This is a genomic window from Mycobacterium sp. URHD0025, from assembly GCF_000426065.1.
GTDB lineage: Bacteria > Actinomycetota > Actinomycetes > Mycobacteriales > Mycobacteriaceae > Mycobacterium.
In genome coordinates, this window is the sequence record NZ_AUEQ01000023.1 from 20,700 (window position 1) to 43,908 (window position 23,209).

At 65.1% G+C, this 23,209-nt stretch carries 22 protein-coding genes, 1 tRNA gene and 1 pseudogene; 10 read left to right on the forward strand and 14 right to left on the reverse strand.

The features are described from left to right. Window positions 1–78: 78 nt before the first annotated feature. The 5 genes from H977_RS34575 to H977_RS0127875 form a co-directional block, all read right to left on the reverse strand. Window positions 79–672, reverse strand: coding sequence for a hypothetical protein (locus H977_RS34575; RefSeq protein WP_051289170.1), 594 nt, complete (start codon window positions 670–672; stop codon window positions 79–81). Window positions 673–965: 293 nt separating this feature from the next. After that, window positions 966–1,550 (reverse strand): DUF7255 family protein, encoded by a 585-nt coding sequence (locus H977_RS0127865; RefSeq protein ID WP_029110936.1) that lies wholly within the window; start codon window positions 1,548–1,550, stop codon window positions 966–968. 94 nt (window positions 1,551–1,644) lie between these two features. After that, complete coding sequence (locus tag H977_RS36185) at window positions 1,645–2,052, reverse strand: SdpI family protein (protein ID WP_081681883.1); 408 nt, start codon at window positions 2,050–2,052, stop codon at window positions 1,645–1,647. Window positions 2,053–2,063: 11 nt separating this feature from the next. Then, entirely contained in the window at window positions 2,064–3,149 is a 1,086-nt protein-coding gene (locus tag H977_RS34095) for a hypothetical protein (protein ID WP_231396076.1), read from the reverse strand. A gap of 69 nt (window positions 3,150–3,218) precedes the next feature. After that, the gene (locus H977_RS0127875; protein ID WP_155946873.1) at window positions 3,219–3,869 is read right to left on the reverse strand and encodes an MspA family porin; all 651 of its coding nucleotides are present in this window, start codon (window positions 3,867–3,869) and stop codon (window positions 3,219–3,221) included. A 1,208-nt stretch (window positions 3,870–5,077) separates the two neighbouring features. Between H977_RS0127875 and H977_RS35075 the strand changes: the two genes are divergently transcribed. The 3 genes and pseudogenes from H977_RS35075 to H977_RS35960 all read left to right on the forward strand — a co-directional run. Continuing rightward, the gene (locus H977_RS35075) at window positions 5,078–5,893 is read left to right on the forward strand and encodes a hypothetical protein (RefSeq protein ID WP_081681885.1); all 816 of its coding nucleotides are present in this window, start codon (window positions 5,078–5,080) and stop codon (window positions 5,891–5,893) included. A gap of 224 nt (window positions 5,894–6,117) precedes the next feature. Next, the gene (locus tag H977_RS35955) at window positions 6,118–6,681 is read left to right on the forward strand and encodes an LppU/SCO3897 family protein (RefSeq protein WP_231396077.1); all 564 of its coding nucleotides are present in this window, start codon (window positions 6,118–6,120) and stop codon (window positions 6,679–6,681) included. A 371-nt stretch (window positions 6,682–7,052) separates the two neighbouring features. Next, window positions 7,053–7,727 (forward strand): annotated as a pseudogene (locus tag H977_RS35960) (recombinase family protein); the annotation flags it as partial. A gap of 57 nt (window positions 7,728–7,784) precedes the next feature. Here H977_RS35960 and H977_RS35965 read toward each other — a convergent pair. The 6 genes from H977_RS35965 to H977_RS0127920 all read right to left on the reverse strand — a co-directional run bounded on the left by H977_RS35965 (window position 7,785) and on the right by H977_RS0127920 (window position 12,903). Beyond that, a complete protein-coding gene (locus H977_RS35965) occupies window positions 7,785–8,183 on the reverse strand; it encodes a hypothetical protein (RefSeq protein ID WP_231396078.1) in 399 nt (132 codons plus the stop codon). Window positions 8,184–8,364: 181 nt separating this feature from the next. Further along, window positions 8,365–8,440, reverse strand: a tRNA-Ala gene (locus H977_RS0127900). 55 nt (window positions 8,441–8,495) lie between these two features. Next, on the reverse strand, window positions 8,496–9,728 hold the full coding sequence (gene sepX, locus H977_RS0127905; RefSeq protein ID WP_029110942.1) for a divisome protein SepX/GlpR: 1,233 nt from the start codon (window positions 9,726–9,728) through the stop codon (window positions 8,496–8,498). Between the two features lie 237 nt (window positions 9,729–9,965). Beyond that, a complete protein-coding gene (locus tag H977_RS0127910) occupies window positions 9,966–10,619 on the reverse strand; it encodes a GNAT family N-acetyltransferase (protein ID WP_029110943.1) in 654 nt (217 codons plus the stop codon). 46 nt (window positions 10,620–10,665) lie between these two features. Beyond that, window positions 10,666–11,904 (reverse strand): molybdotransferase-like divisome protein Glp, encoded by a 1,239-nt coding sequence (glp, locus tag H977_RS0127915; protein WP_029110944.1) that lies wholly within the window; start codon window positions 11,902–11,904, stop codon window positions 10,666–10,668. Window positions 11,905–11,973: 69 nt separating this feature from the next. Next, window positions 11,974–12,903, reverse strand: coding sequence for a UTP--glucose-1-phosphate uridylyltransferase (locus tag H977_RS0127920; RefSeq protein WP_029110945.1), 930 nt, complete (start codon window positions 12,901–12,903; stop codon window positions 11,974–11,976). Between the two features lie 27 nt (window positions 12,904–12,930). Here H977_RS0127920 and H977_RS0127925 point away from each other — a divergent pair, with 27 nt between their 5' ends. From H977_RS0127925 to H977_RS0127940, 4 genes are all read left to right on the forward strand, one after another. After that, window positions 12,931–13,530, forward strand: coding sequence for a 5-formyltetrahydrofolate cyclo-ligase (locus H977_RS0127925; RefSeq protein ID WP_155946874.1), 600 nt, complete (start codon window positions 12,931–12,933; stop codon window positions 13,528–13,530). Between the two features lie 19 nt (window positions 13,531–13,549). Further along, on the forward strand, window positions 13,550–14,785 hold the full coding sequence (locus H977_RS0127930; protein ID WP_029110947.1) for a PucR family transcriptional regulator: 1,236 nt from the start codon (window positions 13,550–13,552) through the stop codon (window positions 14,783–14,785). 125 nt (window positions 14,786–14,910) lie between these two features. Beyond that, complete coding sequence (locus H977_RS0127935; protein WP_029110948.1) at window positions 14,911–16,746, forward strand: amino acid permease; 1,836 nt, start codon at window positions 14,911–14,913, stop codon at window positions 16,744–16,746. Continuing rightward, complete coding sequence (locus H977_RS0127940; protein WP_029110949.1) at window positions 16,743–17,630, forward strand: universal stress protein; 888 nt, start codon at window positions 16,743–16,745, stop codon at window positions 17,628–17,630. The genes H977_RS0127935 and H977_RS0127940 overlap by 4 nt, the downstream gene beginning before the upstream one ends. A gap of 3 nt (window positions 17,631–17,633) precedes the next feature. On the opposite strand, the gene H977_RS0127945 is transcribed toward H977_RS0127940, so the two are convergent. Together H977_RS0127945 and H977_RS0127950 are read right to left on the reverse strand one after the other, a co-directional pair. Continuing rightward, window positions 17,634–20,015: an arylsulfatase gene (locus tag H977_RS0127945; RefSeq protein ID WP_029110950.1), complete on the reverse strand. Its 2,382-nt coding sequence runs from the start codon at window positions 20,013–20,015 to the stop codon at window positions 17,634–17,636. A gap of 202 nt (window positions 20,016–20,217) precedes the next feature. Beyond that, window positions 20,218–20,907, reverse strand: coding sequence for an HNH endonuclease family protein (locus H977_RS0127950; RefSeq protein WP_231396079.1), 690 nt, complete (start codon window positions 20,905–20,907; stop codon window positions 20,218–20,220). 148 nt (window positions 20,908–21,055) lie between these two features. On the opposite strand from H977_RS0127950, the gene H977_RS0127955 reads away from it, so the two are divergent. From H977_RS0127955 to mscL, 3 genes are all read left to right on the forward strand, one after another. Continuing rightward, window positions 21,056–21,391, forward strand: a complete 336-nt coding sequence (locus H977_RS0127955) for an FmdB family zinc ribbon protein (protein ID WP_029110952.1) — start codon at window positions 21,056–21,058, stop codon at window positions 21,389–21,391. Between the two features lie 70 nt (window positions 21,392–21,461). After that, entirely contained in the window at window positions 21,462–22,121 is a 660-nt protein-coding gene (locus H977_RS0127960; protein ID WP_029110953.1) for an SAF domain-containing protein, read from the forward strand. Window positions 22,122–22,254: 133 nt separating this feature from the next. Then, window positions 22,255–22,722, forward strand: a complete 468-nt coding sequence (gene mscL, locus H977_RS0127965; RefSeq protein ID WP_029110954.1) for a large-conductance mechanosensitive channel protein MscL — start codon at window positions 22,255–22,257, stop codon at window positions 22,720–22,722. Between the two features lie 79 nt (window positions 22,723–22,801). On the opposite strand, the gene H977_RS0127970 is transcribed toward mscL, so the two are convergent. Further along, on the reverse strand, window positions 22,802–23,209 hold a 408-nt coding region (locus tag H977_RS0127970), incomplete at its 5' end, for an MspA family porin (RefSeq protein ID WP_029110955.1).

The window sequence follows — 23,209 nt, forward strand, 5'->3', positions numbered from 1 at the left end:
CGGCCTACGCAGATCTCTTGATTGGCTCAGTCAGCTGCTGACCAAAGTTGTCCACCTACCACCGCGGCCACGATCCGTTCACCACGCGTTGTTCACGACGTCGCGAGACGCATACCGCTGCCGAGGCTCTAGAAGTTCCACGTCTCCCACGAACTTCGCTACCAGCGTGTCGTAGCCCGCGCGCACGGCGAGCATGCTGTTGCCCTCGACCGGTTGATCCTCCCCCAGGGTGAACATCGACTCCCATTCAGAGCGCCAGGCTTCACCGGCAGCCTGGCGCCGCCGAATGAACCCGCTCTGGATCCGGGCGTCCCTGCCCCAGCCACCGTGGGTCGCGAAGCACATCTGCATGAACCCGTTATAAGCCGTTTCCGTGTCCGTGCTGAACAACGGCGCAACAGGGTAGAACAGCCGGTCGAGATCCCGTTTGAGCGCAATCACCTCGGGAGGTGTCAGCTCCTTCCACCGCCCGACGAATGTCAGGTAACACATCAGGTCGTTCAGCATCGGTGCGATCTGACCGAAATACTGCAACCTTGCCTTGATGAGTTCCTGGTTCCGCCATTGGCTGGCGTCGTATTCCTTGAGTCGCCTGTTCAGCTTGTAGCCGACAACCGCCACCACAATTGGTACCGACACCGCAGAGACTGCCTGGATGAGCTGGACGATCACACCTTCTCCTCGGGGCACGGAGGCACAACCATCGATCCTGCCGATGAACCGCCCGAACGTCCTGCGTAATTGACTACCTGATTTGCGAAGCCACTCACGTAAGCTCCCTCCCGGCATTGGATGCTTCGCGGCTGCCGGACTTCAGGAATGCTGTGCGACCACCTCGAACTTGCTCTGCAAGCCAGCCGCGAAGTCCACCGCGATACTGACCGGGACCTGCCGAGCGCAAGACGGGTAGGTGTACACACCATCAGAGTCGTCACGAGAGAAAAGATGAAACGTCCGCTGCCGGCTCAGCCAAGAGCGGCCAGCAGGCGCTGCCGGTGCCGCCGACAGGCACCATCAGGATCACGGTCGGCAGCCTCGATTCTGATCAGGGGCGGCAATCCCATTGCCGGAGAAGCCAAGTCCCGCAAGGCGTCATAGTAGGCGCGTTGCCGTTGGCGACCACCTTGACCGAACCCGCGTGCAGCCTTTGTACGAAAATAGCCGTCCGATGACCGCTGCCACGTCGCGCAAGCGCTGAGATAGGCCTCGGCGTCAAAGCCTAATCGAGTACTCGCGGGGTAGAACCCGAAAGTCTGCAACCGAAACGACGTAAAGTGCTGCGACTCATCGACTTCAACCAATGTTCCAGTCTCAGGATGAATGAAGTCGCCGCGCAGCGGCGTGGTGGTCGCGGTGGCCAGCATCGACAAGTCACCGCCGAGCGCACGGTAGATCCGCTCCAGCGCACCGAGAGTGGCGTGATCGACGACGTCGGCGGGCAATCCCAGATGGCCGCGCCGGTTCAGCCATGGCAGTGACTGCGGAACGAGATCGATACCGTCACGCCGTGCAAGTTCGGCGAATGCGTGTTGTGTGGCTCCGACCGGCATGGCTGCCTCCTAGATCGCGACCGTTTCCGAGAACGTCCGATTCGCCGCAATGTGCACTTCAGACTCTGGCCGTTCCCTCCGAGCAGTCCAGCAATTATCCCAGTTGCGGGCACACGACGCGGCGACTGGAACCGATGGTGCGGCCAGGCCGTGGAGCGGTCTTCTGACATCCGCACGCAGCCAGGACCACGACCAGTGCGCTGATGCCGATCAGAAGGACACCGAATGTCCAGCCTTGTAGGAGTGCCCAGACTGTCAGCGCGCATATGCCGAGCGCGAGGCTAATGTAGGCCGGTGCGCTCCGCGCTGCCGCGCGGTGTCCTGTTACCCAGGCTGCATCGCTGCGCATGGTCGCCGGAGTTCGTATGCCAGTCCACTGGTTTCGGTTCAGCTTGCCTCGGACCGCAGTCCACGTCACGCAGATCGTCAGGATGCAGACCGCCACCGCAGCAGCGGCCATGATCAAGCCCACAACCAACGATGACAGACGTTCAAAACCCATTTCATCCCCCGCTATTCCGCGGGTCCGGCCATGGTGGTTTTGGCGGTGGCGACGACATTTTCGGCAGCCCGTGTGCAGGCGTCGTAGTCGGGCCCGGCCTGGCCGAAGGTGGTAGTGCAGGCCACCGACAGGTGCGCCAGTAGCGTGTTGTGGCAGGCGGTCACCGAGGTGTGAGTCGGCGTGGTGGCCAGGCATTGTTGGTGGGTGACACACCCAGCGGTGAATTCAGCGCTGCGCCCGTCAGGACTGCGGTAGTCGTTGACCCCGCCCGGACATTGCGCTGAACCATCGGTCGCGGCCGCGATGGTGGGTGCGCCCTCAGGTAGGCCCGTCCAGTTCGGCGTGGGTGCCCCGGTGGTGGGGATATCGGAGGCCCGGTAGGCCAGGGTGATGGTGACCGGGAACGCGAAGATGTCGGCTGGTCCGAGGTCGACGGTCAGATTCGACTGGCCAGGCGGAAACCCCGGTCCCAACGCAGGGGTCACCGTCAGCGGTTTCTGGTTGGTGTCGTGGGCGGCCGGGATGCTGAACGTGCCGATCACCGCAGCGGGTCGTCCTGGCGCAGCGTCGGTTTCGACGAGCACCACGTTGTCACCTTGGCGTAGATGCGTGCCGCCCGGGAGTTTGATCCCGAACGGGATCGTTGAGGAGGAGAACACTGTTTTGCGGGTGATCGTGACATCTATACCGCCACCGGTCAGCGGCCTCACTGCGTAGTCGACATCCGCGCTGGCATACACACCGCCCCCGCCAGGTGTCCAGGCCGCTGGCTGCAACGTCAACTCATCGGGCAAGTGGATACGGATCTGACGGTTGGGATGTGCGGTTGGTGCGAAGATGCCATCTTTGGCCCACATCGGTACCGTGGCCTCGCCGCGTTCGGCCGGTGCTGCGAGCGGTTGTTCCAGGCCTGCAGTTTCCCCCTGTGGCGTGGTGGAGGAGATCCGCGCTCCGCCAATCGGATTGACCCGGGGCGGGTCGGCGGGCATGGGCCGCGGAATTGGTACCGGCACTGGCGGCGGGACTGCGGGGTCGGCAGCGGCCACCGCCAACGACCCAGGCGCCGCTGCGCCCGAGTGGTCAAGCGCAGGTGCCATCAGGGCCAGAATGGGCACAACCGATACGATTGCCAGGCGCAGGAATGAGTTGTTGGCACGCATCACGTTCTAGAGGTCTTTCGGTTCGCCGTAGAGGGTTTGGGTGTCGTTGCCGTTGTCGGTGCGCAGCCGAATCGTGGTGTAGGACTGGATTTTCACTTGTCCCCCGCATCCGTCGGCGACGATGTTCTGCTCCCGCAGGTTCGACACCGCGTGCATGTTGCGCAGGCTGATCCGATCCATCGCCACCTGGGCGTGCCCGCCCGGTTTCAGAAGTACCCGGATGTAGCCGCCGATATGCTCGGTGGCGCCGACTGAGACGTTGCCTTGGGCACCGGCGAAACCGCCACCACCACCGCCACCACCGCCGGCGCCGCCTTGGCCTTGGCCGTAGCCGCCGCCGTAGACACCGGCGCCTGCCTGCTGGTTGAGGTCGAGCCCGAGATCTCCGCCGACTTCGACACCAGCCGAGGAATCAGTGCGGCACCCGACGAAGTAGCCGGACTCCAGCTGGGCGTCCTGGATGACCGAGGAGCCCTGCCCGCCGATACGGGCCTCTGACCGCAGTGTCACCCGGGCCTGCCACGAATTCGACGCGCCCGCAAGGTTATCGATGTGATCGATTACCTCGTTGGTGGTGTTCACATCGACGACCCAGCCATCATCGGTGACGAACTGCGTCCATCGATCCGGCATCAACTGCGGCGCAGCGTCCGCCATGGGTAGCGATACGAAACCTGTGCCACCCACTGCCAGCGCTGCGGCCACAGCCGCCGCGCGGCCTGCTGCTCGATGTCCCCGACCGTGTGACAAGCCCACACCCTCCCCCGAACGAGATTCAGCGATGCCTTCGAGCATTTGCTGAGTGACGATGAAGGAACCATACGATAACGATCTATGTCAAGATCAGACTATTTGCCTCCACGTGGCGTATCCCACAGTAGGCCGGATCCTCCATCCGGGCCGCAGGCATCAAACAGCGTTGTAAATAGGGGCTTTTGGCGCCTCATGTGGATACTCGAGTTCGCCGACTGGGCCGTCACGAAGAGTAGCTGTACTGGCTGCCCACGTGAGTCGGCATGCGCCCCTGCCGCAGGGTATCCATGTTTCCTGCGGCATCGGATGAGGCAGAGCCTTCACCTGCAGAGCGGACACGTTCACCGAGATCATGCGATCAATGGCCGAGCGAGCACATGGGCCGGACTGGCAACTTTGGTTGCACGAGCCGATCCGCGCGGGTCGTTTCAGGCAGTCGGTTCGCACGCAACCAGCCACCGCCGAGGTGGCCCGATCGATGCCGACCCCGAATCTCCCTGCGGCGCGACCACGGCAAACTTGAATGCGAGCCCTCAGATCGGCTAGCAAATGGTGTAGTCGCGCAGTATCAACGCCTGACGCATACCTGTTCTTCATGCGCAAAAATTAGCTACCCGCTAGGCGTTCCGGCGCCGCGATTCGCACAACTCGCCTCGGCGATGCACGGTTTAGCGCTCTTGACAAGGTCATTTCGGATATCTATGTTGCAGCGACAAGGGGCTGCACACCCTCGTATGATCTTGATTTGCAGATTGCCGACAACGAGGGGGGTCATGGCTGATCGCAGAGACGCCAGTCCGGCGTCAGACAACCGATATCGAGGATTCGAGCAAACTAATATGCGGCATCGTCAACGGCGCGCTCACCGCGAGCGCGCGGATAGCCCCCAGCCTCAGGTGAGAGCCGGAACACGACTGGCGACAGGGGCGGTACTCGGTGCGGTGATCTTGGCGGCAAGCCTGCTCAGCCCTCAACCCGCCCACCGCAACGCCGCTCCACCGTGGTTCGTTGGGCTACCCACGGCCGCAGCCCAGTGTCCGCCGGACTGCGGCGGCAACGGTGGTGGCGACTACGGGCCGCCCGGCGGTGGGCAGCAGTTCCAACCACCGTCGATGGGCGGACAGCAACCGGGCTATTCCGGCGGGGTCAACTCCAGTTACCCCGGACTCGACCCGAGCAACGGGATCTCGATCAACAATCCCGCGGCACAAGCCCCCACTGGGCAAGAAGGCGGCAATGCCCAGTACCCGCAGCAAGCTCAGCCGCGCACCCCCGCGCACGGCCAAATGCCACCCAACTACGACGCACCACCCCAACAACCAGCGCAACCACCCAGTCAGCAACCGGGGCAACAGCAGCCTGCCCAGCAGCAACCGCAGCAGTCGGCTCAACAGCAAGAGGCTCGGCAGCAGCCCGACAATAATCAAGACACCCAGAAGGTCAATCAACGGCAGCAGCAATGCCAAGACGCCGCCGCCATGCTGGGCAACACCCTTGTCGGCATCAGCGGTGGCGGCGGCCGAGGCCCGATCTGGATCGAACCCGGCCTCGACCCCGCACCAACACCCACGCCACCGTGCCCACAATGCGAACCGACCACGGCCCAGAAGCCGTCGGTTCAGGACCAGATCGATAACCTTCAGAAGCAAATCAACGAGGGGAAGCAACAACATGTCCAGGACCAACAGAAGATTGCCGAGCTAGAAAAGAAACAAGCCGAGAAAGATCTGTGCACTGTCGGGGAAAAGATGAACATCGGAATGGCAATCGGAGGCGGGCTACTGGTTCTCGGCGGCGGACTACTATCACTGACCGGAATCGGCGCCACAGGCGGCGTGCCAGCGATCGCGGCAGGACTAGGAATCCTCGGCGGCGGCGTTGCCACCACCGGTGGAGTAGTGGCAGCGATAGATTGCGGCACCCGCTGATGGCAACTTCAAATCGAAGGACTGGCAACAAATGACACGAGCACGACGCATGCTTCCAGTTGTCCTGACCGCCATGGGATCAATCCTATTAATAATCGCATCAGTGGTCGGCGCGGTTTCGAATACCGCCCTCGTACTTGTCCTCTTGCAGGGGATAGTGGGTGCATACGGGCTGGGCTTCGCAATATATCTCTATCGAAAAGTGCGCAGATCGGGTGATAGTGATGCTTAAGTTCGGTGCCGTGTTAACCGCAGTCGCATTAGCCACCGCAGCATGCAACGGCACCCAGGGAGAAGACCACGCTTCTGCACCACCCACGGCGCCAGCGCCTGCGGATTTCAGTCGTATCCCCGGACAGTTCCCCTCGCAGCCCCCCAACGTCCCCGGCGCATCGATAGCACCAGTTGGGGCATGCGTCAGCTTTGAAGGGCCGAGCAGCAACGCCACACTCACGGTGGTTGACTGCGGATCGCCGAACAACGGCTATACAGTGATCCAGCGGGTATCCACGCCTGACCAGTGCCCGGCAGATGTGGCTCAAAAGTTCTACATGAACCCCGACGAAGGCCAATTCACCGCCTGCCTGGACTATGCCTGGAGCAGTACCGACTGCCTGAGCATCGGGAAAGTGAGCGCTGTGCGCGCCAAATGTGACGACACCACCAAACCGAATCGCGAAAAACCTCTCAACGTCATCCTGAACACCACCACCAACAACGGCTGCCCCACTGGAGGATTCCCGCACGCGGTGCGCAAGTTCACGATCTGCACCGAAACACAAGATTGAACTCGCCGTCAGTAGTCGAGGTCGAGAGTCTGCACCGACCGTCGGGGTGGTTACCCCGTGCTCGCGGACGAGCGATCGATTGATCTCGTGCAGGAGCTCGATATCGTCGAGTCATGACAAAAGCGATCCAACTTCCGCCGTTGCCATTGCCGTCTACACGGATCGGGAGAATTCGATTAATTCGTACGTGCACTGCGAGAGGACTCCCGCTAACAACGACGGACGAAGATTGAGCCAGCCCCTGTTGAGGGCCGGCTCAATCGTGTCGCTAGGTCGCGTGCTGGCCGATCACCAAGCGTGTCTTGGACAAGCTGAATGTCCGGCTCGTCTCCGCCCGAGAGGATTTCGGCGATGGTGTCTACGCCGATGCCATGGAAGCCGTCACTGACATCTTCAATGATGTCCAGAACCGACTGAGCGGTGAGGATATTCGAATCAAGCTGCAACACAAGGCAGCCAACGGCGGTACCACCGGCAAAGCACCGCTCGGATACCTCAACGTTCGCGTCGAGCACGAAGGCCGCTTGATCAATACGGTTCAGATCGACCAAAGGCGCTCGCCACTCGTGCGAAAAGCGTTCGAACTCTACGCGACTGGCGACTATGGACTCGAACGCCTCGAAGCGACCATGGCCGACCTCGGACTGACCGCGCGTCCCGCCGGGAAGCTCCCGGAACGGCCCGTCACGTTCAAGTGGCTGCATCGCATGCTGCGCGACCCCTACTACATAGGCTGCGTCGTCTTCAAGGGTGAGGTCTACGCCGGACGACACGAACCGATCATCGACCGAGCATTGTTCAACCAGGTGCAAGAAGTTTGCGAGTTTCGCAGCAAGAGCGGCCAGCGCGACAGGGTCCTACAGCACTACCTCAAAGGCATCCTGTTCTGCGACCGCTGCGAAAGAAACGAGCGCACTTCACGACTCATCTACACGGAGGCCACCAACCGCTCCGGCACTCGCTACGGCTACTTCTTATGCCGTGGCCGCCAAGACGGTGTATGCGACCTGCCATACCTCCAAGCCGAGAAGGTGGAGAAGGCGATCATCGACCACTACGCGACCCTGAACCTACCTGCCACGTTCGTCACCGATGTTCGACGACTACTGGAAGAAGCGCTTGCAAACGAACAGATGAGTGCTGCGGAATTGCATGCAGCGTTGAGCCGCAAACTCAAGGACCTCGAAGGCAAGGAAGACAGACTCCTTGACCTCCTCGCTGACGACGCCCTGCCCAAGACCAAGGTCATGGCCAGGCTGCGGAGGATCCAAGCCGAGCGAAACACCGCTCAAGCCAGCCTGGCCAACGCCGACGCGGAGCTCGCGACTGGAACTGACGTACTGCTTAGCGCCCTTGGTCTGATGTCTGACCCCGAGAAGTCCTACACCAACGGCAACGACGCCACGCGGCGCAACATGAACGAGACCTTCTACCAAAGGTTCTATCTCGACGACCACGGCGTTCAAGCAAGTGACCTGAACCCGCCCTTTGAGGATTTCCACGCAGCGCTCGACCTCGCGAACCAAACCAAAGTGGGTGCGTTGACAGCATCGACTTCCAGCACAACGAAACGAGGCCCCCTTGCGGGAGCCTCGGATCGAGCACAACATCGTTATTTTTACTCTGGATTAGCTCTTTCCCTTGCCGACATCCTTTCGGGCGCCGGTTCGAGTAAGAACTCTTTGGTGGAGCTAAGGGGAATCGAACCCCTGACCTTCTCGATGCGAACGAGACGCGCTACCAACTGCGCTATAGCCCCTGATACCGGAACGAAAGGCTACCAGCCGACGGCCCGGAACCGGAAACCGGCCGCCCTACTGCCCGGCAGCGCGCGGTAGGTCGTATTCGCGGGACATCGAGCCGTACGACGCGTACGCCAGGTGCTCGAAGATCGGATCCTCGTCGTCGATGTCGAGGACAACCGCGCCGGGGCGGCGCAACCGGGCCGGCACCACGTCGAGCTTGTGGTCCTCGGTGCTCTCCACGCCCAGCCGGGACCGCGCCATGCGTTGCGCACGACGACGCCGCAGCTGCTCCTCAATGCGCGTCTGGCGACGCAGGTAGGCCAGGTAGAGCACGGTCAGCGTGCCGGCACCGCCACACAGCCACCAGGCCGACGGCGTCACCAGGAAGGCGGCAGCCGCCGAGAACAGCAACGTCACAGCCAGCACGGCGAGCACACGTTTGCGGAACCGGAACTTGCGGGCGCTGACGTCGGCGGCGGTCTTCGATTCGAAGCGGCGCTGACGGGTCGCGCTCAACGAGGCGACGGGCGCCTCGGCCTGGTCCTCATCGGCCGGCTCGTCCTCGGCCTCGGGCTCCAGGCCCGAAGAGTCGGCGACGTACTCGTACTCATCGTCGGCAAGGTCGTCGGGGTCGGCCTGATCTGCCGCGGCCTCGTCCGCCGCGTCCTCGTCTGCCGCGTCGGGCTCATCGCTTTCGGCGATGTCGGTCTCGTCGGCCTCTGCCTCGTCGACTTCGTCGGTGCCGTCGAGATCCACTGGGATGCGCTCGGTTTGGGCCTCGGACTCGGCCTCGAATTGCGCGACGGGTTCTTCGACCGCGACGGGTTCCGGCTCGGGTTCGGCCTCGGTCTCGAACTCCAATTCGAGTTCGGGCTCATCGAGTTCCTCGGGCTCGGCCGCGGCGGCTGCCTCGGACATCGCACCGACCGGCAGTGCGCCGGAATCCTCGTCGACGATGTCGACGTCGAGGTAGTCCGGTTCGGCGACCTCGACGCGCGCCGCGGCCACCACGACGGTGCGCTGCACGCGCACCTCGGCGGGCGCCTCGTCCTCGAGGTCTTCGTCGAGATCCTCGTCGAGGTGGTCCGCGCTGGGCTGCCAGTGGGGATCGCTGTGGTGCCCGGCGGCCGGGCCGCGTCGTAACCGTTGTGCGTTGCGGCCGCTGTTGAGCACTCGTGTCGCCAGGGCGACGTCACTGGTACGACGCACCGAGTCGCGCTTGCTGATCAACATCGGGACCAGAACGAAAAGCCAGAGAACGACAAGGGAAATCCACAGCAGTGACTGGGGGATGCTTGGCATGACGCCTGCTCCTTTCCCCTTCAGGCTAGGTCTGTGACCAGCGCATCCATGGACGGCGCGCCGACCCAATTACACACCTGTAATTCGATGGATACAAGCACCAACAGTCACATTTGTCACATTGGTAACAGCTGGCGGGTCCGACTTCGCTGAGATTGCTTCCAGGGCTGCGGATCCGGTGCAATCACGACCGTGGACGCATTTTCGGCGCGGCGCGCCGCGCCCACACCGACAGACTCAGCACCAGGCGGCCCGGCCCGCCATGACCAGGGCCTGGGCGGCCGAATGTTTGAGCTCCTCCAACGTGACCGCCACCAGGAGATGGTCTCGCCAGGCGCCGTCCACCTCGAGATAGCGGCGCAGCAGGCCCTCCTCGCGGAAGCCCACCCGCCCCAGTACGGCCCGGCTCGCAGCGTTCTCCGGGCGTACCGTGGCCTCTACCCGGTGCAGCTGCACGCCGTTGAAGCAGTGGTCGAGCCCCAGCGCGAGTGCACCCGTCGCCACCCCGCCACCCGTCTTGTCGCTGGCCACCCAATACCCGATCCATGCCGATCGCAGCGCGCCGTGGGTCACGTTGCCGATCGTGAGCTGGCCGGCGAACTGCCCGTCGAGCTCGATCACATAGGGCAGCATCCGGCCACGCCGGGCCTCGCCGCGCAGGCCCGAACAGATTGCCGGCCACGACGAAACAGCATGGCGGACATGCCAATCCACACCACTGACCGGCTCCCACGGCTCCAGGTGGGTCTGGTCGGCCAGCCGGATGCGGCTCCATACCGCGGCATCGCGCAGCCGCACCGGCCGCAGCCGCACCACGCCGGCTTTCACCCGCAACGGTCCGACCGGACCCGGCCAACCCGGGTGAAAAGTGTTGGACCGGAACAGGCTCATCCGCGTGATCGATTCGTCACACCGTCATTCATCGAATGAAGTCTTATCAGCCGCGCTGGGCCAGGAATGCCACATCCACCGTTTCGCCGGTGCGAACCTCGTCGACTTCGCTCGGAACCACCACGAGACAGTTCGCCTCGGCAAGCGTGGCCAGCAGGTGGGTGGACGCGCCCGGCGCCCCGCCCAGGGCCTGCACCAGATACTCGCCGGTGTCCTGGTCGCGCATCAGCTGCCCGCGCAGGTATCCCGTGCGGCCGGCCACCGAGCTGATCGGCGACAGCGTGCGGGCCTGAACCACGCGACGCATCGGTTGCCGCTTGCCCAGCGACAGCCGGATCAGCGGGCGCACCATCACCTCGAACACCACCAGAGCGCTCACCGGGTTGGCCGGCAGCAGGAACACCGGAACGCGGTCACGGCCCAGCTGGCCGAAGCCCTGCACCGATCCCGGGTGCATCGCGATCCGGGCCACCTCCATCTCGCCGAGTTCGGCGAGGACGGTCCGCACCGATTCGGCCGCGGCCCCGCCCACCGCACCGGCGATGACCACGATCTCGTTGCGATTGACTTGGCCCTCAACGGTTTCCCGTAGTTCCCGCGGATCGGTGCTGATGATGCCGACCCGGTTGACCTCGGCACCGGCGTCCCGGCCCGCCGCTGCGAGCGCATAGGAGTTCACGTCGTACACCTGCCCGGTTCCGGGACTGCGGGACACGTCGACGAGCTCGCCGCCGACGCACATCACCGACAACCTGGGCCGCGGATGCACCAGCACGCGGTCGCGGCCGACCGCCGCCAACAACCCCACCTGGGCGGGGCCGATGATGGTGCCGGCCCGCACCGCCACATCGCCGGGTTGCACATCGTCCCCGGTGCGCCGGACGTAGGCGCCGGAGCGCACGCTGCGCATGATCTTGACCCGGTTCTCACCGCCGTCGGTCCATCGCAGCGGCAGCACCGCGTCGGCCAGCGTGGGCATCGGCGCACCGGTCTGCACGCGCGCGGCCTGCCGCGGCTGCAATCGGCTGGGGGTACGTGCGCCCGCTTCGATCGAGCCCATCACCGGGAGGCTGATCTCACCGGCACCATCGCCCACGGACAACACGTCGACGCTGCGCACCGCGTAACCGTCGATGGCGGCCTGATCGAATCCCGGCATGGGCCGTTCGGTGACGACCTCCTCGGCACACATCAGGCCCTGGGACTCGGCGATGGCCACCCGCACCGGTCGGGGCGCCACCGCGGCAGCCGCTACCCGAGCCTGCTGTTCCTCCACCGAACGCACAACACGCCTTCCTATCCCATCTCCGGGCCGACTACCGGACAACGTGCGGCGTACCGGGCCAGCGCGTTGCTAGCCCTCCTGTCCGGTCAGACCCAATCGTTCGACCAACCACCGCCGCAATTCGGGGCCGTAGTCGTCACGTTCCAACGCAAAGTCAACCGCAGCCTTCAGGTAGCCGCCGGGATTTCCCAGGTCGTGTCGGGCTCCACGGTGCACGACGACGTGGACGGGATGGCCCTCTTCGATCAGCAGCGCGATGGCATCGGTCAGCTGGATCTCCCCGCCGACCCCACGCGAAACCCGGCGCAGCGCATCGAAGATCGCCCGGTCGAGAAGGTAGCGGCCAGCGGCGGCGTACGGGGACGGCGCATCCTCGGCCTTGGGCTTTTCCACCATGCCCTTGACCCGCAGCACGTTCGGGTTGGCCGCGTCGGGCACCGTCTCGACGTCGAACACGCCGTAGGCACTGATCTTGTCTTCGGGCACCTCGATGGCGCACAGCACGGTGCCGCCGCGTTTGGCCCGCACCTTCGACATGGTCTCCAACACGCCCGTCGGCAGCACCAAATCGTCGGGCAGCAGGACGGCGATCGCGTCCTCGTCGGGAGCCAGGGCGGTTTCGACGCAACTGACCGCGTGCCCCAGGCCCAGCGGCTCGGCCTGCACCACCGACTCGACCTTGATCAGTGCGGGCGCGCGGCGGACCTTCTCCAGCATCGTCTTCTTGCCGCGGGCCTCCAGCGTGCCCTCGAGCACCAGGTCCTCGACGAAATGCGCGACGACGCCGTCTTTGCCCTCGGAGGTGATGATGATCAACCGCTCGGCGCCGGCCTCAGCCGCCTCGGCCGCGACCAACTCGATGCCCGGGGTGTCGACGACCGGCAGCAATTCCTTGGGGACGGTCTTGGTCGCCGGAAGGAATCGCGTACCCAGACCGGCCGCCGGGACCACGGCCGTGTAGGGAATCGGCACCTCAGGCGCCTTGTGAGACGTGCTCATCGTTCACACCCTAACGTCCGTTCTGAAATGGTGGAGGGCGTGACCCCGCCGACAAAGACCGAGTTGCGAGCCGGCGTTCTGCGTGCAAGACGGGCCGTGCCCACCGACCGCCGCGACAGTGAGTCGCAGGCACTTCGCCACTGGCTGCCCACTTTGGTGCGCAGCGGGCAAACAGTGTGCGCCTACGTTCCGGTGGGCTCCGAACCGGGTTCGCAGGGCCTGTTGGACACCATGCTGGAACTCGGTGTGCGCGTGCTGCTTCCGGTTGCCCGCAAAGACGAGGACGGCCGTGCGATGCCGATGCAGTGGGGCCCGTACGACCCGGGCACCTTGGTGGCCGCCGAGTTCGGCCTGCGCGAGCCCGCGCCACCATGGCTGCCGGCCGGACGGATCGCCGACGCCGACGTGGTCCTGGTGCCCGCGCTGGCCGTCGACCGCCACGGAAACCGGCTGGGCCGGGGCGCCGGGTTCTACGACCGCAGCCTGATCTATGCGGCGCCGCACGCCCGGCTGGTCGCGGTGGTGCGGGACGACGAGCTGGTCGACGAGCTGCCTGCCGACCCTCACGACGTGCGGATGACGCATGCGCTGACGCCGTCGGGCGGAATCGTGACGTTGCGGCGTTGAGCTGGTCCAGAATCGTCAGGTGTCCGATCCGGTGAGCGCTGACTTCAGTGGCCGCATGCAGCTGATCGTCGACGTGCTGGCCCAGACCCTGGATCGAGCCGTGTTGCTGGATGACGAGGAGCTGACCCCGATCACACACAGCCGCCAGCTCGGCGAGCTCGATGACGTGCGCGTCCACAGCGTGCTGCAACGTGAGACGCGCGCGGAGGTCAAGGCGGCGTTGTTCGAATTCGGGATCGGCTCGGCGAACTCGGCGTTGTGGACCCCGGCATTTCCGCACCACGGCTTGATGCCGCGGTTCTGCGTGCCGGTGCGCTCGGCGTCAGAGCGGTTCGGCTACCTCTGGATCATCGCCCCGGATGGCTCGCTGTCCGAGCATGATCAGCAGCTGGCCGAGCGAGCGGCCGGCGACCTGCTGGCCATCCTCGACCGTCGCAACGCGGCGCTGCGCGCCGAAGAGTCGGAGCAGCAGGGCCTCTTGATGCGGCTGATCGCCGCCGAAGATCCCGGGCAGGCGCAGGCGGTGGTCGCCGAACTGCACACCAGGGCGATGGCCGAGCCGCACGACGTGGTCCAGGTTTTCAGGTTCGAGCCGGGCGCTGACGGCGCGGGCGTATCGGTCGATCGGAGCATGGCCCTGCGCCTCCGGTTGGCGGCAACCGACCGGACGCGCCGGTGGTACACCGTGGCAGGACCGCCGACGACGATCCTCGCGATGTCGCGTTCCGACGCCGGGTCCGCCACAACTGCCGAAACCGTGGCCCTGGCCGTCAGGGCCAGTTACGGAACCCGCCCAGCCATCGGCACATCCGGCGTCCCTCTTCCGATAACGCAAGCGGCCCTTGGGTTCCGCCAGGCAAGCCTGGCGCTGACACTCGCACGGATCGGCGCGGGCAGCGCCCAGGTGGCCGACTGGTCCGCACTCGGCTCGTGGCGCACCCTCGCGTTACTGGGCCAGGCCTACGGTCCGGACCGGCTCGGCGAGCTGGTCCATCCCGGCATCGTCAGCCTGATCGAGCAAAACCGCGATGACCTCCTCCGCACGCTCGAGACGTATCTGGCCAACGGCGGTGACGTCCGGCGCACCTCCGAGGACATGTATCTGCACCGGTCCACGCTGTACTACCGGCTGGAGAGACTCACCGAGGCAGTCGACGGCGATCTCAGTGACGGCGAGACCCGTTTCGATCTGATGCTGAGCCTGCGGCTGGCTCGCCTGGCCGGGCTGTACCGCACCGATTCGACAGCTGTCTGAACGAGCGGGCCGAGTTTCCTACAGTTTCGGCCCGATTTCGGCTCCGCCGGTCGGCCGGCAGGCATAGCGTTCTCTTCTGGCCGCTTGTGACCTGAGTCACATACCACAGAGGAGTCGGTACGCACATGGGTGAAACACCCGCACTGAAGAAGGCGCTCAGTCAGCGACAGTTGACGATGATCGCCATTGGCGGCGTGATCGGCGCCGGGCTGTTCGTGGGATCGGGCGTGGTGATCGGTGATACCGGTCCCGGTGCGTTCATCACCTATGCACTGGCCGGGGTCCTGGTCATCATGGTGATGCGAATGCTCGCCGAGATGGCCGTGGCGAACCCGTCCACCGGATCGTTCGCCGACTACTCCCGCAACGCGCTCGGCAACTGGGCGGGGTTCTCGGTCGGATGGCTCTATTGGTATTTCTGGGTGATCGTCGTCGGCTTCGAGGCGATCGCCGGCGCCAAGATCATCCAGTACTGGATACCGGCGGCACCGATCTGGCTCACCGCGCTACTGCTGCTGATCGCCATGACAGCGACCAACCTCTTCTCGGTGTCGTCGTTCGGCGAGTTCGAATACTGGTTCGCCGGGATCAAGGTGGCGGCGATCATCGCCTTCATCGGCCTGGGTGCGCTGTACGTGATCGGGCTGTGGCCGCACAAGGACATGGACTTCTCGAACCTCACGTCGCACGGCGGGTTCTTCCCGGTGGGCGCGATGGCCATCACGGTCGGTGTGGTGACGGTGATCTTCTCGATGGTGGGCGCCGAGATCGCGACCATCGCGGCCGCGGAATCCTCGGATCCCGAACGCGCGGTGGCCAAGGCCGCCAACTCGGTGATCCTGCGCATCGCGGTGTTCTTCGTCGGGTCCGCGTTCCTGTTGGTGACGATCCTGCCGTGGAACAGCGACCAGGTCGCCGCGTCGCCGTTCGTCTCGGCGTTCACCGAGATGGGCATCCCGTACGCCGACCACATCATGAATGCCGTGGTGCTCACGGCCGTGCTGAGCTGCCTGAATTCCGGGATGTACACGGCGTCGCGGATGCTGTTCGTCCTGGCCGCCCGTCGCGAGGCGCCGCCGCAGTTGGTCGCGGTGACCCGGCGAGGGGTGCCGGCCCCGGCCATCCTGACCTCATCGGTGATCGGTTTCATCTGCGTGATCGCCGCGGCATTCTCGCCGAACACCATCTTCGCGTTCCTGTTGAACTCCAGCGGCGCCGTCATCCTGTTCGTCTATCTGCTGATCGCGATCTCGCAGATCGTGCTGCGCTACCGCGCCTCAGCCGACACCCTCAAGGTGAAGATGTGGCTGTTCCCGGTGCTCTCGATACTGACGGCGGCCGCGATCACCGCCATCCTGGTCCAGATGTTCGTCCAGGGCGGCGACAACCGGAAGGCATTGACCCTGAGCCTGCTGTCCTGGGCTGTGGTCATCGCACTGTTCCTGGCCAACCGCTGGTACATCGGACGCAAACCCGAAGCACCCGAGATGGCCCCGACGGCCGGGGGCCCGCATCCGCATCGAGTGTTGGTGCTGGCCAACGAAACTGTGGAATCCAGTGAACTACTCGCTGAGCTGCGCCGCATCGGCGCCGACCGCGATGCGGTCTACCACGTCGTCGTGCCGGCCAGCCCGATCGAGACCGGGGTGGCCGCCACCCACGGCCCGCTCGACATCTCCGAGGCCACCACCCGCGCGGCCCAGCGCCGCCTCGACCAGACGCTGAACACACTGCGCGCCGACGAGCTGCGGGCCGACGGCGAGTTGGGCGACTATCGTCCGCTGCGAGCCTTGGCCCATGCAGTAGAGGAGTTCCGGCCCGACCAGATCGTCATTTCGACTCTGCCGCCGGAGGATTCGGTGTGGCATCGTTTCGACGTCGTCGACCGGGCCCGCACCGAACATCAGATCCCGGTGACCCATGTGGTGTCACGAGCCCGCACCCAGGAGCATGCGTCGTGACCATCCTGGCCGCATTCAGTGCGAGCCGGCACAGCAGCGCACCGCTGAACCTGGCCATCCAGATCGCCCGCACCACAGGCGAGCAGGTGATCGCGGCGGCGGTGGTGGAACGGGCCTGGCCACCGCGTGAGGACCCGGTCGAGGGTGAGTATCTGGCCTACGTCCGCGGGCAGGCCACCCAGGCGTTGCAGCGCGCGGTCGCGGTACTGCCCATCGATCTCGACGTCACCCCGGTGGTCCACGAATCCACTTCGATACCAACGGGTTTGATCGAGCTCGCGGACGCCCACCGGGTGACCATGGTGTCCGTCGGCTCATCGTCATCGGGGATGCTCGGCCGGGTCGCACTGGGCAGCGTCACCGAACGCCTGGTGCACACCGCCCGGGTGCCGGTGGTCTTCGCACCGCGCGGATATGCCCAGACCGACCCCGCGATCCGCCGCCTCACCGCGGCCTACGGCGGGGAGGCCGACGTCAACGGACTCATCCCGGCCACCGCCGAACTGGCGGCGGATTGGAAGGCCAAGCTGCGCATCGTGTCGTTCACCGTGCGCAACACCGCGGCGTTCGCCGGCACCATCGAAACCTCCGCCGAGGAGTTGGTGGTGCAGCAGTGGTCACGGCGGACAATCGCCGAAATCACCAAGCAACTCACTGCTATTCGCGATCGGATGGCCGTTCCGGACGTCGACGTCGTCGTCGGCGCCGGCCACGACTGGAACAGCGCGGTGCAGAGCATCGGGTGGGACGCCGGGGACATGCTGGTGCTCGGCTCGGGCGCGGCCGCGCCCAGCGCGCAGGTGTTCCTGGGCTCGGCCGCGGGCAAGATCCTGCGTCGCTCCCCGGTGCCGGTGATGATCGTCCCGCGCTACCGGACGTCGTGACCGTTACTGCTTGGCCATGGCGATGTTGAAGCGATCCTCTGCCGTGATGAGGTGATCATTGCCGTCCTCGCCGATGTCGAGTTGTACCCACTCGATCTCGCCGGTGAATTTGTTTCCGGTCGGCCCGTAGTCGGGTGACGCGGGCGATCCGGTGTCCGAACCCACATCGCACGCCTCGTCGGCCGAATAGCCCATCGGGATGGTCTGCTCGACCCTGCCCTTGCCTGCAGCCTCGCCGTCGTAGTAGAGCGTGACATCCCCGCCCTTGGCCAATCCCCCACCGTCGTAGGCGAATTCCATCCGCACCTGATGCTTGCCGGCCGGTATCGGCTTGTCCGCGGTGATGATGTAGTGCTCGATACCGAAGAAGTTGAAGCAGTACTTCAGCGTGCTCTCCTGCGCGTACAGCGACCATCCGCCGACGCTGCCGCCCTGAGTGACGATCACGCCTTTGACGCCCGATTCGGGCACCACGATGTTGGCGGTCACCGAGTGCGATTTGTTCTTGAGGGTCAGAACAGCCCACTCGCTGACCCGCATGCCCGGGAACAGCAACTGTGTGTTGCCACGTATGAGCTGCGGACGCCCGGCGATGTCGGGGTTGATGCGCTCGAAGCCGCGGTCATCCAGTGGGACGACGTTGTACTTGACCGCCTCGATGAGCCACAACCGTTGCAGCTCAGCGAGTTTCTTCGGATTTTCGGCGGCGAGGTCGTGCGACTGGGTCCAATCGTCGGGCCCGTAGAGCTCCCACACGTCGTCGTCGAATGCCGGCGGCGTGTCGGCCTTCCACGGCGTGCGGTGTTTGGTGACGGCAGTCCAGCCCTCATGGTAGATACCGCGGTTGCCCATCATCTCGAAGTACTGCACCACATGCGTCTCCGGCGCCGCGGCGTCGCGCAGTGTGCCCAGCATGCTGACGCCCTCCAAAGGTGCCTGCGCGATGCCGTTGACCAACGTGGGTGCGGGCAGACCCGCGGCCTCCAGAATGGTGGGCGCGACGTCGATGACGTGGTGGAACTGATTGCGCGTCGTGCCTTTGTCGGCCAGTCCCTTCGGCCAGTGCACGATGGTGCCGTTGCGGGTACCGCCCCAGTGCGAGGCGACCTGCTTGGTCCACTGGTACGGAGCGCACAAACCATGCGCCCAGCCGACGGCGTAGTGGTTGTAGGCCTCCGGCGTACCGAAGTCATCGATCTTGGAGAGCAGGAACTCCACGGTCTCGATTCCGGGCATGCCGTTGAGCGTGGTCATCTCGTTGAAGCAGCCGTTGAGCGTGCCCTCGGCCGAGGCGCCGTTGTCGCCGATGATGTAGTAGATGAGCGTGTCGTCCAGGACCCCCAGATCGCCGATCGCCTCGACGAGGCGGCCCACCTCATGGTCGGTCTGCTCGAGGAACCCGGCGTAGATCTCCATCTGCCGGGCCAGCACCGGCTTGAGCTCCTCGGGCATGTCGTCCCAGGCGGGGATCTCGTCGTGCCTCTTGGTCAGTTCGGCATCCTCGGGCACCACACCCAGATTCTTCTGCTGTTCGAGGATCTTCGCCCGCAACACATCCCAGCCCTCGTCGAACTTACCCTGGTATTTGTCCGACCACTCCCGGGGAACGTGGTGTGGGGCATGCGTGGCGCCCGGCGCGAAGTACATGAAGAACGGCTTGTCCGGCATCAACGCCTTCTGCTGGCGCACCCAGGTGATCGCGTGGTCGGCGAGGTCCTCGGTAAGGGTGTAGCCCTCCTCGGGTGAGCGCGGGGGTTCGACCGCGGTGGTGCCCTCGTACAGCCCCGGGTAGTACTGATTGGCCTCCCCACCGACGAACCCGTAGAAATACTCGAAGCCGGAACCGGTGGGCCACTGGTGGAACGGTCCTACCGGGGTGACTTCCCAGCCGGGCACCTCATGGCATTTCCCGAACTGCGCGGTGGAGTACCCGTTGAGCTTGAGGGTCTCGGCGATCGGCGCTTTCTCCTTGGGCCGGATGCTGTTGTTGCCCGGCGCCGAGGTGGCCATCTCGGTGATGGCACCCATTCCGACCGAGTGGTGGTTGCGCCCGGTCAGCAGCGCCTGCCGGGTCGGCGAGCACAGTGCTGTCGTGTGGAATCGGTTGAGTTTCAGCCCTTCTGCTGCCAGCCGCTCCGCGACCGGGGTGTGGCAGGGGCCACCGAAGGCCGACGAGGCGCCGAATCCCACGTCGTCGATGAGGACGATCAGCACGTTGGGCGCGCCCTTGGGCGGCCGCAACTCTTTGATCGGCGGGTACTTGGTGTGGGGGTCCTTGGCGTCGTAGGTCGTCAACCCGACGTGTTTGGGGTCAGGAATCGGGAGTTGCTCGCGCGCCAGGTGCGGCTCGGCGGTTCCCGCCTCGTTTACCGTTCCTTCGACCATGATGTGTCCTTCCGGCTCGGCGCTGCAGTGAGTTCACTGCCGCGCCCTTGCTGCGGCCGATCTGGCCCGGGAATGCCGATTTCTGTTTGTATTCAACGAGGTTCATCGTCGCATCCCGTGCTTGTCGGGTGGGCAACGCCAGCTTACGGGGGCGTAACTGGCGCATGTGGACCTTTGGCTTGCCGATCGCGAATCCGGCGGCCTAGCAGTTGTCGAGCAGCGTCTCCATCGCCCGCTTTTCCTTCGCCGAGACCCACAGCTGGTAGGCGGCTTTCACCTCGACCTGGCGGGCCACGAACTCACAGCGGAACGCCACATTGGGCGGCAGCCAACTGGCCGCGTCGCGGAACGCCTTGTCGAAGTTGGGTTGCGCGGCGACGGCGATCAGGTTGCGCGGATCGTTCGCGAAGTCCTTGCGCCGCTGGGGGTCCCAGACCCGCGCCCCCTTGTACCAGGCGTCCGACAGCGACACCACGTGGTCGATCTGCACCGTGCCGGAGGTGTCGGGCCCGCGGGTGAACGCGATCTCGACACCGGTGTAGGGGTCGCGCAGGACACCGGTGGCGGCGTAGCAGGTGCCGGGGCGGACGGTCAGCTGAGCCAGGTCGCGGCGCAGGATGTCGTCCCGGGTGTTGCAGCCGTTGTGGCCGAACTCGACGTTGACGTCGTCACTCCAGGCCTCACCGAAGCGGTACCTCGCGTAGTCGGTGTGGCGGTCCCAGCCCTGGACCGGCAGGGCCGACAGCAGCCCACGGGCGTGGTCAAAGCCGGGGGTGGGCCGGCCGGCAGGCGCGCCCGAAGGGCGGGGCCCGGACGAGGTCGGAGGCTGGACGGAGGGCTGGGATGCCGTCCCGGACTCGCGCATACGGGCGATCAGGAGCACGGCCGCCACGGCCACGATTACCGCGACGACGAGCAAGACCGCTAATCTTCCGGTGCGCCGGCGCCGGCGGCCCGCGGGAATGACATGGCCCACGTAGCGGTTCTAGCACTTGAGCCGGTAGAGTGCTAACAAGTTTGACCAAACTCGGAGGGTTTTCGTGCCTACCTATTCCTACGCGTGCACTGAGTGCGGCAATCGGTTCGACGCGGTGCAGGCCTTCAGCGATGACGCACTGACCACCTGCCCCAAGTGCTCCGGCAAGCTGCGCAAGCTTTTCGGCTCGGTGGGAGTGGTGTTCAAGGGCAGCGGGTTCTACCGCACCGACAACCGCGACTCGGGCAAGAGCGCGTCCAACGGCTCCGCCGCCAAGGCCTCGGAGAGCGGCTCGTCGAGCACGTCGTCGGACTCGTCCACTTCGTCGTCCTCCTCGTCATCGAGCGGTTCGTCGTCCAGCAGCTCCAGCGCCGCCCCTGCCGCGGCCGCGTCGAGCTAGCTCCCGAAGTTATCCACAGGACGGCGAAGACGCCGTTCTCACCCGGCCGTTGCGCGCCTACCGTGACGCCATGGCCGATTCACTCAACCCGCCGCCCTGGCGTCGGCTGACGTCCGCGCGACCCGATTGGACCCGCACGGTCGCCGCACGCCGTGCCGCCGCGGCCGGGCTGGTGGCGTTGGCGGCCATCGCCGCCCTGAGGTCGGATCCGCACGGCGAGTACACCGCGATCGCGGTGGCCGCCCATGACCTCTCTCCCGGTGTCGCGCTGACCGCAGCCGATGTGCAACTCGAACGCCGCGCCACCGCCACCCTGCCCGACGGCGCCCAGCGTGACGTGGCCCCGGTGATCGGTGCGACGCTGACCGCTCCGGCCCGCCGCGGCGAAGTCATCACCGATGTCCGGCTGCTCGGGTCACGGCTGGCCGAATCGGCTGCGGGGCCGGATGCCCGGATCGTCCCGGTCAAACTCAGCGATACGGCTTTGCTCGATCTCATCCGCCCGGGCGATGTGGTCGACGTGCTGACGGTGACGGCCGATCAGGATGACAAGCAACCAGCCCGGCCGTTGGTGGTGGCCTCGGGGGCCGTCGTGGTCCTGGTCTCGGAGAAGGCCCGTGGAGCCGGAGTGGGCAGCGAGCGCGTGGCCCTGGTGGCACTGCCCGCGCGCTCAGCCAATGAGGTGGCGGCCACCAGCCTGGTGCAGGCCGTCACGCTGACGATTCACTAACCCGTAACACACTGCCGGACAAAGCAATTCGCGCGTCGCGAAGATGTTGGACGACAATCGCCCAGCCGCTCGGCAAACTCGGTTACTGTTTGCTTGCCCCACAAAACACAACAAACTGCAGGAAGGGTCCCGCATGTTGAAGGGCTTCAAAGAGTTTCTGTCTCGTGGCAATGTCATCGATCTTGCGGTTGCTGTGGTCATCGGCGCGGCCTTCACCGGTTTGGTCACCGCATTCACGGAAAAAGTGGTCCAGCCACTGATCGACCGCATCGGTGCCGGCCCCGGCAAGGAATACGGCATCCTCAAGATCTCACTGGGCGGCGATCCTGAGACGTTCATCGATTTCAACGCCGTCCTGTCGGCCTTCATCAACTTCATCCTGGTCGCCGCGGTGATCTACTTCGTGATCGTTCTGCCGTACAAGAAGCTGCGTGAGCGCGGTGAGGTCGAGCAGGCCCAGGACACCGAGCTGAGCATCCTGACCGAGATCCGCGATCTGCTGGCCTCCAACGGCGAGGCCGACAGCGGCAAGCATGTCAGCGGCCCCGGTACCGGCCCCAGCCCTGACACCGCCAAGCACACCAGCGCCGATCGCACCTGACGCGCACCCCGCAGATACGAAAGCAGCCCCTGGAGATTTCCAGGGGCTGCTCTCGTCGAGGCTGTGAGGCTTCATGTCCTCAGTTCATATTCCAAGGCTCGCCGTAGGTGGTGACGCTGTCACCGGTCGAGGCGATCAGGCGGGCGAACGGACGCAGCAGCACGCCACCGGCAGCACCGGTCACGGTGCCGTGCGCGTTGGACACCGCCACACCACCGGCCGGACCCTTGACGTCCACCGAGAACGTGGCCACTTCCTGGATACCGGGGCCGTTGCCCAGGTCAGCACTGATCGACACACCCGGGAACAGGTTCGGGGTAATCACCGAGCCCAGCGGGTTGAAGTCGGTCGGCGAGATCGACGCATCGTCGAGCAGGATGTTGGGGGTCGTGTAGGAGAAGTTGATCCCCACACCCAGCGACCACGGGAAGCCGATCTGGTAACCCAGCTCCAAGGTGCCCTCGAAGTCCTCGGCCCCGGCGCCCTC